General features: G+C 41.0%; 12 protein-coding genes and 1 pseudogene (1 of these 13 only partly in view). 4 read left to right on the top strand and 9 right to left on the bottom strand.

Annotated elements, in window-relative coordinates:
• The 3 genes from L650_RS0120310 to xerD all read right to left on the bottom strand — a co-directional run.
• A partial coding sequence (locus L650_RS0120310) for a DHH family phosphoesterase (protein ID WP_029774215.1) occupies window positions 1-1,000 on the bottom strand: 1,000 nt, incomplete at its 3' end.
• Between the two features lie 291 nt (window positions 1,001-1,291).
• Complete coding sequence (gene dsbC / locus L650_RS0120305; protein WP_029774214.1) at window positions 1,292-2,020, bottom strand: bifunctional protein-disulfide isomerase/oxidoreductase DsbC; 729 nt, start codon at window positions 2,018-2,020, stop codon at window positions 1,292-1,294.
• A 60-nt stretch (window positions 2,021-2,080) separates the two neighbouring features.
• A complete protein-coding gene (xerD, locus tag L650_RS0120300) occupies window positions 2,081-3,007 on the bottom strand; it encodes a site-specific tyrosine recombinase XerD (protein ID WP_029774213.1) in 927 nt (308 codons plus the stop codon).
• Window positions 3,008-3,113: 106 nt separating this feature from the next.
• Here xerD and fldB point away from each other — a divergent pair, with 106 nt between their 5' ends.
• On the top strand, window positions 3,114-3,635 hold the full coding sequence (gene fldB / locus L650_RS0120295; protein WP_004588002.1) for a flavodoxin FldB: 522 nt from the start codon (window positions 3,114-3,116) through the stop codon (window positions 3,633-3,635).
• A gap of 34 nt (window positions 3,636-3,669) precedes the next feature.
• On the opposite strand, the gene L650_RS0120290 is transcribed toward fldB, so the two are convergent.
• Complete coding sequence (locus L650_RS0120290; RefSeq protein WP_085065539.1) at window positions 3,670-4,617, bottom strand: DMT family transporter; 948 nt, start codon at window positions 4,615-4,617, stop codon at window positions 3,670-3,672.
• A 193-nt stretch (window positions 4,618-4,810) separates the two neighbouring features.
• Between L650_RS0120290 and L650_RS0120280 the strand changes: the two genes are divergently transcribed.
• Window positions 4,811-5,725, top strand: a complete 915-nt coding sequence (locus tag L650_RS0120280) for a LysR substrate-binding domain-containing protein (protein ID WP_029774211.1) — start codon at window positions 4,811-4,813, stop codon at window positions 5,723-5,725.
• Window positions 5,726-5,727: 2 nt separating this feature from the next.
• Here the strand turns inward: L650_RS0120280 and L650_RS0120275 are convergent, their stop codons facing one another.
• The 3 genes from L650_RS0120275 to L650_RS0120265 form a co-directional block, all read right to left on the bottom strand.
• Entirely contained in the window at window positions 5,728-6,174 is a 447-nt protein-coding gene (locus L650_RS0120275; protein WP_029774210.1) for a DUF2147 domain-containing protein, read from the bottom strand.
• 164 nt (window positions 6,175-6,338) lie between these two features.
• Window positions 6,339-8,345 carry an alpha-amylase gene (locus L650_RS0120270; protein ID WP_029774209.1) on the bottom strand — a complete coding sequence of 669 codons (2,007 nt, stop codon included), beginning with the start codon at window positions 8,343-8,345 and terminating at the stop codon, window positions 6,339-6,341.
• Between the two features lie 155 nt (window positions 8,346-8,500).
• The gene (locus tag L650_RS0120265) at window positions 8,501-9,199 is read right to left on the bottom strand and encodes a tRNA1(Val) (adenine(37)-N6)-methyltransferase (RefSeq protein ID WP_029774208.1); all 699 of its coding nucleotides are present in this window, start codon (window positions 9,197-9,199) and stop codon (window positions 8,501-8,503) included.
• A 76-nt stretch (window positions 9,200-9,275) separates the two neighbouring features.
• Here L650_RS0120265 and srmB point away from each other — a divergent pair, with 76 nt between their 5' ends.
• Window positions 9,276-10,505, top strand: a complete 1,230-nt coding sequence (gene srmB, locus L650_RS0120260; protein WP_004587997.1) for an ATP-dependent RNA helicase SrmB — start codon at window positions 9,276-9,278, stop codon at window positions 10,503-10,505.
• Window positions 10,506-10,734: 229 nt separating this feature from the next.
• On the top strand, window positions 10,735-11,055 hold the full coding sequence (locus L650_RS0120255) for a BON domain-containing protein (protein WP_004587996.1): 321 nt from the start codon (window positions 10,735-10,737) through the stop codon (window positions 11,053-11,055).
• Window positions 11,056-11,858: 803 nt separating this feature from the next.
• Here the strand turns inward: L650_RS0120255 and L650_RS0120240 are convergent.
• Together L650_RS0120240 and yaaA are read right to left on the bottom strand one after the other, a co-directional pair.
• Window positions 11,859-12,815 carry a mechanosensitive ion channel family protein gene (locus tag L650_RS0120240; protein ID WP_029774207.1) on the bottom strand — a complete coding sequence of 319 codons (957 nt, stop codon included), beginning with the start codon at window positions 12,813-12,815 and terminating at the stop codon, window positions 11,859-11,861.
• Between the two features lie 123 nt (window positions 12,816-12,938).
• Window positions 12,939-13,390: pseudogene (gene yaaA, locus L650_RS0120230) on the bottom strand (peroxide stress protein YaaA); it runs 276 nt beyond the window's last position.

Genomic DNA, 13,390 nt, shown 5'->3' with positions numbered 1-13,390 from the left:
CTTGCATGCCCTGCTCTATTTCGCGCCGTGCATGGTTTAAGCTATCTAACTCGCTGGCAATACGCCTTGCTTGGTTTATATCGGTACTTAATAAGCACGCTATACCCAAACTCATGTCATCTAGTCGCCCTGCGGCGTTTAAACGCGGGGCCAACGAAAAACCAAAATCACTGGCGCTTAAACGCGCTGCATTACGATTAGCCACTTCAATAAGCGCAGTAATACCTGGGCGTGTTTTACCGCTGCGAATACGCGCCAACCCTTGGTGTACTAAAGTGCGGTTATTTGCATCAAGCGCAACTACATCGGCCACGGTGCCTAGGGCAACTATATCAAGCAAGTCGGCTAAATTTGGCATAGCATGGCGTTCAAAATAACCTTGCTCTCGTAACGTGCTTCTAAGGGCTATAAGTAAGTAAAAGGCAACGCCGACACCCGCAATTGATTTTGAAGGAAAACGGCAATCATGTCGGTTTGGGTTAACAATTGCATCGGCATTAGGGAGGTGCTCCCCTTGCAAGTGGTGATCAGTAACCAGTACTTTAATGCCCACTTTTTTTAGTATGTCTATGCCTGCAATACATGAAATACCGTTATCTACCGTAATAACCAGCTCTGGTTTTATATCAACAATTTGCTCAGCAAGCGCTGGGCTTAAACCATAGCCTAAGCTAAATCTATCCGGTACAAGGTAGTCTAAGTTATTAAAGCCAAACATTGCCAAGCCTTGCATTAAGGTGGCTGTACTGGTTGCGCCATCGGCATCGAAGTCGCCAACAATTAAAATGCGGCTTTGCGTATTGAGCGCATCAATTAATAGCTCGGTGGCTTTGTCGATGTCTTTAAACAGTTTAAAGTCGATTAGCGTGGCTGCACTATTATTTAGCTCGTGTGCATTTTGCACGTTACGCGTGGCATAAATTTGCTTAATAACAGGGTGCAGATCGCTTGGCAGGTAAGAATCGTCTACATTTTCGCGCGCAATGATCAGTTTTTTCATGCTGGTTTTTAACTTATGGTGTTCATAATAAAAAGACAAAAAAAGGCCATAAAGGCCTTTTTAAACCAATTCACTTAATTAAGTGATCTATTTTGAGGCTGGAAAAACGTGTTGATAGCTAGGCAATAAATTCGCTATTTAGTTGTTCTCGGCAATAGCTCCTGCATTGCTCTACCTTCTGCATCCATGCAGTCGTAAATAAGTTTTTTAACGCCGGTAAAACACGTTTAGCCCCGCAAAATGATTAAGTATTATCGCGGATTGGTATTAAACAGTTACTCAGATTTTTAATTAACCTGCTTTGTTCGCCTCAAGCGCTGCACTTAATGCCGCGGCTGGCTGGTAGCCTGGGATCATTGTACCGTCTTCTAAAATAATGGCTGGCGTGCCGCTAATACCAAAGCTTTGGCCTAGCTGGTAATGCTCAGCTACTGGTGCGCTACAACCGGCAACTACTTTAGTGTCTTCGCCTGATTTAGCTTCTGTTAGTGCTTCTTGTTGGTCGCGTGCACACCATACATTCATTAAATCGGCGTAGCCCGAACCTTGCAGTCCACCACGCGGAAACGCTAAATAACGAACAGTAACGCCTGCATCAAGCAAATCGTCTAGTTCGCGGTGTAATTTACGACAATAGCCACAGCTAATATCGGTAAATACCGTAATTTGGTGTTTTTCGTTAGGCGCTTTATAAACAATCATTGAATCTTGGTATTCTTTAATACCTTCAACACGTACACCATTTAACGCTTGCTCGGTTAAGTTGCTGCGGTTGTTTAAATCAATTAGCGTGCCTTGCATTAAAAACTGGCCGTCTGGGCTGGCGTAAAGTACACCTTTATTTGTAATAAGCTCTTTTAAACCGGCAACAGGGCTTGGGTTTATTTGCTTAACTGTTACACCTAACGTGGCAAATTTAGTAACAATAGGATCATTAGCATCTGGCGTTGTGGCTACGCCATTTGCAAATGCACTAATACTTGTGCACAACATTGCACCTGCTAACATTAATTTTTTCATAATTTTCTCTATCTAATAATACGTACTAAATTGACCGCTAAGCTGATATTAAATTTCATATTACGCGCGCGGATGATGCTCTGAGTGTACCGATTTTAATCGCTCATTGGCAACATGGGTATAAATTTGTGTAGTCGATAAGTCGCTGTGCCCTAACATCATCTGCACCACTCTTAAGTCGGCACCATGATTAAGTAAATGTGTTGCAAAGGCATGACGCAATGTATGCGGCGATAAATCTGACTCAATAGACGCCAAAATAGCATAGTGTTTAATACGATGCCAAAAGGTTTGTCGGGTCATACCTACACCGCGTTTTGAAGGAAACACAAAATCGGTGGCGTGTTTTATCATTTGTGCACGCCCCCCTTTTAAAAACTGCTCAAGCCAGTACATGGCTTCCTCGCCTAAAGGTACTAAGCGCTCTTTGTTGCCCTTACCTTTTACAAACACAACCGACTGGCGCAAGTTAATTTGCTCCATACGCAGCCCTACAAGCTCGGTTACACGCAAGCCCGTAGCATAGAGTAGCTCTAGCATGGCTTTATCGCGCAGCCCCATTGGCTCTTCAATATTGGGCGCACTTAATAATGCCTCTACTTCGGCTTCTGAGAGCGTTTTAGGTAACGATTGACCCGCTTTTGGTTGCGCAATGTTTTCAAGCGGTGAGCTTGCGATACGTTTTTCACGTACAAAATACTGATAAAACCGCTTTAACGCACTTATGCTGCGTGCCGTGCTACGTGGTTTTAACCCTAAATCTACGCGATACGCTAGGTAGCTTTCTATATCTAAGCAGGTTACCGTCATTAAGCTTTCGCCTTTTAAAAACTGACAAAACTTATCTAGGTCACTGCGATACGCGCTAAGGGTGTTTTCGCTTACACCTTGCTCTAAGTACAAGCTATCTAAAAAGGTTTCTAAAAAGTCGCTGTTGCTGTTTAGCTCGGTATTTGGTTCAGGTAAATCGTCAGGTAGCGTTGTCACGTTGTGATCTCATGTTGGTAATACCCACGGTAGAAGGTATCAATTAAAAATACCTTACGGTAAACTGCGCCCTATCATAACAGGCAATTACACAGTGATAAATACGATGCAGATTGGTTTATTTTTTGGCTCTACTACATGCTACACAGAGATGGCAGCGGAAAAAATTCGCGACCTTATTGGCGCCGATGTAGTGACCTTACACAATATTAAAGACGAACCACTTAAAAATGCAGAGCAGTACGACTTTATCATCTTTGGTATTTCAACATGGGATTTTGGAGAAATACAAGAAGACTGGGAGTCTAAGTGGGACGACATTAAAGATGTAAACCTAAATGGTAAAACCATTGCTTTATTTGGCATGGGCGACCAACAAGGTTACGGACAATGGTTTCAAGACGCCCTTGGTATGCTTCACGATGAAATAAATACCCAGTCGTTTACGCAACTTGGTTTTTGGCCAAACGATGAAAACTACGAGTTTGAAGCGTCAAAAGCACTTACCCCCGATGGCAAACACTTTGTTGGCCTAGCGCTTGATGAAGACAGCCAATACGAGCTAAGCGATGAGCGCATAGCCAGCTGGGTTGAACAAATAATGACAGAGTATAGCGAAACGCTATAACGAGTTTGGCCTAAACCATGTTTAGGCCAATACATTACAAATAACTAAGTTTTTTAGCGCACTTTTTTTCACGTATTTTTGCTTGCCTTTGCAATAGCCAATTAGGCGCAAAGGTATTAATAATACATGCCAGTACAATAAGCGCTGAGCCTATTACTTGCGATAAACTTAATGTTGTATCGTAAAAAATTAGCTGAAATAACAACGCAAATAATAAGTTAGAATAAATAAGCGGTGCTAGCTGCGAGTTAGAACTGGCTAATCGGTACGCCTTTCCTCTAAAAAACTGCGTTGCAGCGGTCGAAAACCCAATTAATGCCACCATCAGTAATAAACTGTAATTGCTTATATCGATTGCAAAACCTTGGTAAAAGCGCTCACCTTCGCTGGTAAACATTAATACTGGCACCATAAAAATGGCAGCCAGTGTAAAACTCCAACCGTTAATAACCATCATCGGAAGCTTAATTTTACTGGCTCTAAACAAGGTAATTTGCGAGCAGGCATTAAAAATACCAGCCCCTAAGCCAATTAATAAGCTCCAGCGCCATTGTATGCCGTCGCTATGAATATTTTGAATAATCACACCCGCAAACATCAGCGCCATTGTAGGTAACAATAACCAATTTAATTTAGTTTTAAAAAGCACCCGTTCTATTAGCGGTATAAATAACGGCCCAGTGCTAAATAAAATAACCGCTTCCACCAGCGTTAAAGTATTTAGCGCCACTAAAAAGCAGTTTTGGCACAGCACTATAAAAATTGCGCGAATAGCAAAGGTTCGCCATGCTGATTTATTAGGTAGCTGCCATTTAATACCTGCCGCCAATGCCAACATAATAATCGCGGGTAAAAACACCCGTAAAAAAACCACTTCGCTGGTGCTAAAGTAATCGGTAAGTAACTTGGCTATAAAGCTATTTAACGCCAAGGTAAATGTAGAGAGCAGCATAAACACACTAGCACGAGAATTTAACGTCACCGCAGTTATCCTTTGAATAAAAAAATGAATGTAAAAAGCAAAATTAAAGGCTTAATTTTTTTAATCTATTTATTATTTTTCAAAAAATTGGCATTGGCTTTTATGGCGCTAATTTTACGTGTACTTTATAAATTTAAAAGCGAATAATATTAAACTAACCTGTAAGTAAAACTTAACTGTTAATGAGTACTCTATGATTAAGTCAGCGCCGTTAAAATCTCTCTATACGTTTATAGCTGTTGCCGAAACTGGCAGTATGGTGCTCGCGGCTGAGCAGCTAAGTATTAGTCACTCGGCGGTAAGTCAGTCTATTAAAGCGTTAGAATTACAACTTAATACACCGCTTTTTAATCGCATTGGTCGCCGCGTTGAGCTCAATCCTGTGGGTGAGCGCTATTACAAACGCATAGCCCCGGCCATGGCTGAAATTTTAGCAGCCAGTCAAGAGGCTAGTAACACAGCGAATGAGCCAACTTATTTAACACTCAATATGGTTAACTCGCTAGCTCTGCACTGGTGGATCCCTAGGGTGGCTGATTTTCAGCGCATTTCGCCAAACAGTGACATTCGTATTTCTAACTTGGTGGGAGAATTTGATTTAGAGCGCGAAGGGATTGATGCAGCGATTATTCATGGCCAGCCCGATAAGTGGCAAAAATATCACTGTGAAAAACTAGCCGACGATCAGTTAATTTTAGTCTGTAGCCCACAGCTTTTAGTTGGCTTAAATAAAGATGAGTTATCCGCGCAAAATTTGCTGCAGCGTTTTAAAGCAATCTACGTTACCAACCCACGTAGGCAAAACGATTGGCAAACGTGGTGCGAGGCTAATAATTTAGCGCAGCCAAAGCAGCATAATAACTTAACCTTTAATATTTCAGTGCAAGCAACGCAAGCCGCGATGCGCCAGCTTGGCGTTTTGGTCACCCACAAACAGTTTGTACGCGACGATATAAAGCACGGCATGCTCACACAAATTGGCCAAAGCATTGTAAATCCGCATCAGCAGTTTTATTTTGCAACGAGCCACGCCATGCTTAATCACCCACAGGTAAGCGCATTACGAGCGTGGCTTAAACGCGAGTTTTTAAAAACAGCAAACGAGTAGTGCTACTCCACACGTTGCCAATATTGGTTACGGTAAAAAAAGCCCATATAGCCACGTACTTCTAATGTTTTACCGTCGTTTTGTGGCGTTAGTTGCACGGTATAAGTTTTACCATTTGTAGGGTCAAGTATTTCACCATCGCCCCACACGCCATCATCTTCTGGCTTTACATCAGTGATTATGGTCATTCCTAAAATAGGCTGATTTTTTAATGCCCCATCACACTCTTTACAAATACCGGTTTGTTTAGCTGGGTCTAAAATAGCCTCAACTTTACCACTGAGCACCTTATCGTTTTGAGTAATGCGTACGTACGATTTAGCCTCGTTGGTGTCTTCATCTATGGTTTTCCAAAGCCCAACAGGAGTCATGTTTGCAAGCGCACCTTGGCTTATAAATAAAGCCGCAGCGAGTGTAGTAAGTAACGGAAGTTTGTTTAACTTTTTCATTATGTTGCCTAAATTAAAAATGGCGAATAAAACGATAATACCAGCTGATTTATAAACGCACCATGACATTAAACTGCTATTTAGGTACATATAAAAGTAAAAAACCAAGTGCGCGTTAACCCACTTGGTTTTTAAATTGGCTGATAGTTTTTTAACGTACGTATTTAAAAGTCACGTACCTCTACACTTGAGCGGTTAAATTCAAACATATTAATTTTGCCACACTGTGCCATATGGTTAGTACTTGTATAGGGGGTATTTGCTTGGCTTATATCGCCTTCCCACTCTTGGCCATTTTTTATAAATGCTTTTAATTCAAACCATCCGTTAACAGCTTTACTGCAATCCATATCAACATCAAGCATCCAATAGTGTTCGCCCCATATATTAAGGGGTGTAACACCAAAGCCATCCACTGTTACCGATTTTTGGGCGCCATATTCACTTGGCCAAACATTTGTAGTCCAATCCATGGCAGTACCTTGCGCTTCACTGCTTTGGCCTTGTTCAATTCCATACCAATCTAGGTAGTTATCGTTTGCTTTCCAAGGTGTTGTGGTGTTGTTTTTTAGATTGTTATGGCGAATTGGCATAGCACATTCAACATTTGTTGTTTGGCAGTTTCTAGCAAGGTTTGTATTTGCATAGGTGTGGTCTATACCACCGCGTACAAACATGTCTTGTCCGCTTTGTGTTTGAGCATTAATAAAAATAACGGTTCTTTGCCAGTCGCTATTATTAGGCACTGCCTCTTGGGTTAATTTAGCATTTTTATGAATTGCTATTGCATCCCATGGCGCTACATTTAAATTTATGGTGCCGTTGCTATTAACTGTTATTACTTCACCGCTACAGCTAGTAGCATTACCCAAAAGCTCGCCTTTTAACACATTGCAGTACTGTCCAGGCGCCATATCTGTTTGAATTGTTGCATTAAGCGTTGAGTCTTCTTTATTAATTGCCATATGACCTGAGCTACCACGTCCAAATGCAATCTGGTTATGGGTGTTATCCCACCAATTTGTTACTACCCAATTGTCGGCTGTGTTATTTCTAAAATCGACACCACCCGCAATATAAGACCAACGATGCTCACACTTCCAGTTACTTGCAAAACATTCTAAATTACCATTATTGTGCACCGGTACACTTGGCCCACCCGCATCTGTATCGCCGTGAAAATCATAACTCGACATTACTTTTGGATACCCATACGGGTATGCCAACATAAATACGTTGGCTAGGTCGTATAAACGGCCATCTTCAAAGGTAATTACATTACCCGCACCACCATGGCCGCGCTGATTGTCGTGGTTATCTACAAATACTACAGCTGATGAACTTGGCATAAAGCCCCAGCCTTCACCAAAATTACTTAACCATGCAAGCGAGCCATTTCTAAAGGTATTACCAAGCTGCGTACTGTATTTAAACTCGGTAACTAGCCCTGTACTTAAATACTCTGAGGCTGCAACCGCTTCAGTACCTTGATCTATCACCTCATGAAACACCACTGGCGAGCCATTTATTTTTGCCATTAAACTTTGAATATCACTTGCAGCAACATGCTTAGCAGCATCAAACCTAAAACCTTTAACACCCATAGCTTGAAGGTCATTAATATATGCCGCTAATGTATTTTGCACATAATTTGAAGAAGTGTTTAAATCGGCCAGCCCTACTAGCTCACAGTTTTGCACGCGATAACGGTTATTACCGTAATCTTCTGGGTTAATAGAACAACTTTCGTGAAAATCTTGTGGGCTATAAATAGGGTATTGTTTATTACCAAAAGTATTACCAGCAGTGCCCGTACCACTGCCGGCTGCCATATGGTTTATTAATGTATCAACATATATATCGACGCCTGCGGTGTTACAGCGATTAACCATATCTATAAATTGCGAACGGTTACCGCCTCGGCTTTGTAGTTGGTAGCTCACAGGTTGATAGCGAGTCCACCATTGGCTACCTGTAATATGCTCGTTAGGCGGAGACACCTGTACAGCAGAGTACCCTTTTGGTCCTAAAAACTGCTCACATTCTTGGGCTACATCTTGCCAATTCCATTCAAATAAATGCACAAATGTTGTAGGCGCAGCCGATACTAAACTTGGTAAGGTTAAACCTATGCTAAAACCTGCAGTGGTGATCATTTTATTCAGTTTCATAGTGTGTGTTTCCAGTGTTGGGCGAGTTAAACAACATACTCGACGTTATTTACAAGTGGTTAACACTAGTTTGAGAGTTGCTCAAATAAAAACTGAATACGTATGCATAATGGGTAAACTATCCTTTATTACTAGATAATTACCTGCCTTAAAAATTACATTTTCAAGTAAAACGCTTTACATAACGCAATATAATCATCGCTGTAGCGGTTGTTTTCATCTTTTATGCATAGGGAGGTAAGCTCAAGCAAAGTGTTTACTAAGCTAAAGCGCATCAAACTGCGGCTAAATGCTTTACTTGGTGTGGTTTTTACTTGGCAATGCGCGTTTAAATAAAGCCCGTTTTGTTTTGCCAGTTCAATGAATAGGCCCGCCTCTGTGGTGGGTAAAATTACGTTAAAGCACGAATACTCATGACTTAAACGCATATAGGCATGTATTAGTTCGTCAAAGCTTAAACCATCGGTATGGCGTGCGGTGTTACGGGCATCGCTTAGCCCTTTTAAACTGCGGTTAAAATAAGGGGGGTTAGAAATCACGACATCAAATGGCGCCGCCTGTTTAAACGCTTGTATAGTAGTGTGCTTTACTGTGATATTTGGCCACGGGCTAGAGGCTATATTTTGCTGCGCTTGTTTGTAAGCAGCTTCATCAATTTCAACAGCGGTTATGCTAAGTGCTGGTTGACGCTGTTTACACATAAGCGCAAGTAAACCGGTACCTGTGCCTATATCGAGTAATGTGTTGGCGCCTTTTAAATACGCCCATGCGCCAAGTAAAATGCCGTCGGTTGAGACCTTCATAGCACAGCTATCGTGCTCAACCTTAAATTGTTTAAACGTAAACCCTGACATTTTTTCACCTTTTCATTCACCAACTGGCGTATAGCGCGTATAATTGCAGGTAATTGTCCCTTATTTTAGACACTCTATGCAATTTTCTGAATTTGATCTTGATACTAAACTACTCAACGCCATTGATAAAATGGGCTACGAGACACCAACCAGCATTCAACAACAAGCTATTCCTGAAGCGCTGCAAGGTCGCGATATTTTAGCATCAGCACCTACTGGCACAGGTAAAACGGCGGCATTTTTAATTCCGGCTATTCAATACTTAATGGATTTTCCGCGTCGCGACCCAGGTTTTGCACGTGTGTTAATAATGACCCCAACCCGTGAACTGGCTTATCAAATTCATGAGCAGTGTGAACTGCTTGCTAAAGGCACTCACCTTAAAATTGGTGTAGTAACAGGTGGTATAAACTACGGCACCCATAAAGAAATTTTTGAAAACAATAATGATATTTTAATCGCCACACCAGGGCGTTTAATGGAATATCTTGAAACCGAAAATTTCCATGCTGAGAACGTAGAAATGCTTATTCTTGATGAAGCCGACCGCATGTTAGACATGGGCTTTAGAAAAGAAATGCTGCGCATATGTGACGAAGCTAAAAACCGTCGTCAGTGCTTTTTATTCTCTGCAACGTTAGAAGGCGATAGCGTTGAGTTATTTGCTGAGCGTATTTTAAACGACCCTGCTTTACTTGAAGCCGAATCGTCACGCAAAGAAAAAGCAAAAATTCATCAATGGGTTCACCTTGCTGATGACTACCACCACAAGCTTGAGCTGTTGGTTAATACCCTAAACGGCCCAGATGTAAGTAAAGCCATTGTGTTTGTAAAAACCCGTGAGCGCCTAGAAACGCTAATTGGTGAGCTAACTAACAATGGCGTAAAAGCCGCGTGGCTGCGTGGCGAAATGCCGCAAGATAAGCGCATGAAAGCGATGGAAAATTTCCACAGTGGCAAAACGCGCATATTAATAGCAACCGATGTTGCGGCTCGCGGTATTGATGTTTCTGACATTAGCCACGTAATTAACTTTGATATGCCGCGCACTGCCGATGTCTATGTACACCGTATTGGCCGTACTGGCCGTGCAGGTAAAAAAGGGATTGCTATATCATTAGTTGAAGCGCACGACATTGGCATTTTATACAAGGTTGAGCGATACACAGAGCAAAAACTTAAGCGCCGCATAATTAAAGGGCTTGAGCCACAGCATAAAGAAGCTAAGCCACCCGCTAAAAAGCGTAAAGATCCGGTAAAAATGAAAGCTAAGAAAAAAGCCAAAGCTAAAATTAAAAAGAAATAGCACACCATAAATAAACAAGCCGGCAGTTGCCGGCTTTTTTGTACCCATTACAAATGTAACCCAAGCATGTAACTCATTCCCATTAAAATGTAATTATTGCCCACCTGAATTCCCACTTAATAAAATAACCTTATATTTCAACAAATTAAAACTGGCATCGAAATTGTAACTGAGAAAGTAACTCAGCTAAGTATAGCTGCACGATTAACCGTAATGTAAGGATGAAGTTATGAACCGCTTTAAGTTAACTATCGCTTTAGTATCATTTTGTTGTTTATTTTTATTAGCTTGCGCTACAAAAGTAAGTGCAGCAACTAACTTAGCCGTAGTAAGCAGTGTGGCTACTCAACCTAACTTACAACAAACAATCACCAATACGTTACGTACTAACCCAAACTTAGCATTAAGCGATATTCGCGTGCAGGTTGAAGACGGTGAAGTTGACCTATACGGTGAAGCGCAAACAGGTTTTCAGCGTGCACTTGCGCAAAAGTTTTTAGAAAATATGGATGGCGTTAAAATTATCCGTAATAAAATTAGTGTTATCTGATACCGCATTACAATATTTGTTTATATAACTTATTCCTCTGCGTGGCTTGTTTCTCCAACACAAGCCGCGCTTTTTTATGCTTAATAGCACACTTTAGTATCTAAACTTCTAGCTTTAGCTCCCCTATGAAAAGCAGAGCAAACACTTAGCCGTCCTTTCCCACTCTTTTAAATTAGTGACTTACTACAGCTTTGATAAAAGAATGCTATAACAAGGCTGTAAAGTTCATATAATCAGCGCATTTTTAATACCGTTGGCAATCTACAAGTGTTTGCTAATCAACCTCACCATAAATAACAGATAATATATGACTTAATGCATGCAAATGCCCCATCACTTACACAAGGAAGCTAATACATGAAATGGTTTATTTACTACTGCTAATCCCTCTTATTGGCCATGCAGAGGAAGCTACATTTGGCTTTGCTGCAGATGTGTCTGTATCCGGCTTTTTAGCCCAGAAATTAGTGAAATAGATATTATAAAAGTCTTTGCTGATTTGGCAGGATTAAAAGTAGGCGACAAGGTAATAGAGTTAGATAGCTGCGCTATTTCAGCCTGCTCTGCTGAGGTTACAAAAAAATCGATGACAAAAAGCAGTGGTGAAACGCTTTTACTACTAATCAAAAAAACTCGATGGCAGCGAAAAGCAAATAAGTATTAACTTAAAATAAATTTATTAAAAGTATAGTTAAATTTAACCCGACTTAGCGCTTTGAAATTACTAGCAGCGCACTTTTTATGTAAAAATGCGCTGCTAGTGGGTAACTATTACTGGGCTAGTTTAAAGCAGTATTAGTCGCTCATTCGCTTTGGTTTGAACCCGTATTACTGCCGCCTTGTTGTTTGGGTGACTGTTGGTTTATTTTATCGCTTATCATGGCATCGAGCTTTTCACCGCCTTTAATGCCAAAATCTAACGTACGTATTGGGAATGGGATACTTATATCTGCAGCATCAAGCGCTTGTTTAACAGCGACTACGCCTTTATGGCGTACTGTCATAAAGTCTGGCTCGCCTGGGTATTTTATCCAAAACCACACCAGTAAATTAATACTACTGTCGCCAAAACCTTCTGCGTACACAGCGGTTTCATCTTTGCGTATTACAAAGTCAAACTCGTTAATTTTATCTACTATCACTTCTTTGGCTTTTTCAATGTCGTCGCCGTATGAAATACCCACCGGTACCTCTATGCGCCTAACGCCTAACGTGGTGTAATTTTTTAACACATTTCTAAATAATACCTTGTTAGGTACCAGTATTAACTGCCCGTAAAAGCTCTCTATTAGCGTGTTACGCAGGTTTATAGAATGTACCGAGCCAAATACATCGTCGGTTTCAATTACATCACCCGCTTTAAATGGCTTGCGTATTCCCATAGCAATACCGGCAATTAAATTCTCGGTCATGTCTTGAAAAGCAAAGCCTATGGCTAAACCCACAATACCCGCACCCGCTAGTAACGATGTGACTGTGCCTTTTAACCCCATAAAATCTAAAGCGATAAATAGGCCCACACATAACACAATGACCTTGAAAATAGACGCCATTAAATCAGCAATTTGCTTAGAGTCGAGTGAGCGCCTTAATAGGTTTTTCATTAGCTGGCCGGCAAAGCGCGCTATTATTGAAAATACAATGGCTATTACCACTGCCACAATAAAGTTTGGGATGTGGCTTATTACTACATCAAACCACCCTCCGAGTTTTTCTTCGATGAGTTTTTCGGCTTCGGCTACTGAAGGTATGCTGATCATATTTTTACACCTATCTATTTTTTATCTCATTAATAGTAGGTGAAGTTAGCAAGTTTAGCGCCAGCATAAAAAAAGCCATGCAATGCATGGCTTTTTAACTCATTGTTTGCTGAGTATAAACGCTTAACTTTGCTCATCGCGCATAAATACAGGCTCAAGATCTTTAGTGGTTGCTTCAGGGCTAAAGTAATAACCCGCCACAGTAAACTCTTTTAATTGGCTAAGCTGTGTTACCTGGTTTTCTATAATGTAACGGGCCATCATGCCGCGCGCTTTTTTAGCGTAAAAGCTAATTACCTTATATTGGCCATTTTTGCAGTCTTTAAAATGCGGGGTAATAATTTGCGCATTGAGTGCTTTTTTATCTACTGCTTTAAAGTACTCGTTTGAAGCAAGATTAACGAGGTATTGTGCGTCTTGCGCTTTTAATTCCTCATTTAATTTATTAGCAATAATGCTACCCCAAAATTCATACAAATTTTTCCCGCGAGGGTTATCAAGCTTGGTGCCCATTTCTAGGCGGTAAGCTTGCATTAAATCAAGCGGTTTTAGCAAGCCGTATAAACCCGAAAGTA

It is taken from the genome of Pseudoalteromonas sp. TB51 (assembly GCF_000498055.1).
Classification (GTDB): Bacteria; Pseudomonadota; Gammaproteobacteria; order Enterobacterales; family Alteromonadaceae; genus Pseudoalteromonas; species Pseudoalteromonas atlantica.
The sequence above is the reverse complement of the archived record's forward strand: the minus strand, read 5'-3'. Positions and strand labels throughout refer to the sequence as shown.

What these genes read in the sequence shown, in the direction of transcription:
- dsbC (WP_029774214.1), bottom strand. Translation starts at nt 2,020, where the DNA reads ATGAAAAAATTAATGTTAGCAGGTGCAATGTTGTGCACAAGTATTAGT.
- fldB (WP_004588002.1), top strand. Translation starts at nt 3,114, where the DNA reads ATGCAGATTGGTTTATTTTTTGGCTCTACTACATGCTACACAGAGATG.
- L650_RS0120280 (WP_029774211.1), top strand. Translation starts at nt 4,811, where the DNA reads ATGATTAAGTCAGCGCCGTTAAAATCTCTCTATACGTTTATAGCTGTT.
- L650_RS0120275 (WP_029774210.1), bottom strand. Translation starts at nt 6,174, where the DNA reads ATGAAAAAGTTAAACAAACTTCCGTTACTTACTACACTCGCTGCGGCT.
- L650_RS0120270 (WP_029774209.1), bottom strand. Translation starts at nt 8,345, where the DNA reads ATGAAACTGAATAAAATGATCACCACTGCAGGTTTTAGCATAGGTTTA.
- L650_RS0120265 (WP_029774208.1), bottom strand. Translation starts at nt 9,199, where the DNA reads ATGTCAGGGTTTACGTTTAAACAATTTAAGGTTGAGCACGATAGCTGT.
- srmB (WP_004587997.1), top strand. Translation starts at nt 9,276, where the DNA reads ATGCAATTTTCTGAATTTGATCTTGATACTAAACTACTCAACGCCATT.
- L650_RS0120255 (WP_004587996.1), top strand. Translation starts at nt 10,735, where the DNA reads ATGAACCGCTTTAAGTTAACTATCGCTTTAGTATCATTTTGTTGTTTA.
- L650_RS0120240 (WP_029774207.1), bottom strand. Translation starts at nt 12,815, where the DNA reads ATGATCAGCATACCTTCAGTAGCCGAAGCCGAAAAACTCATCGAAGAA.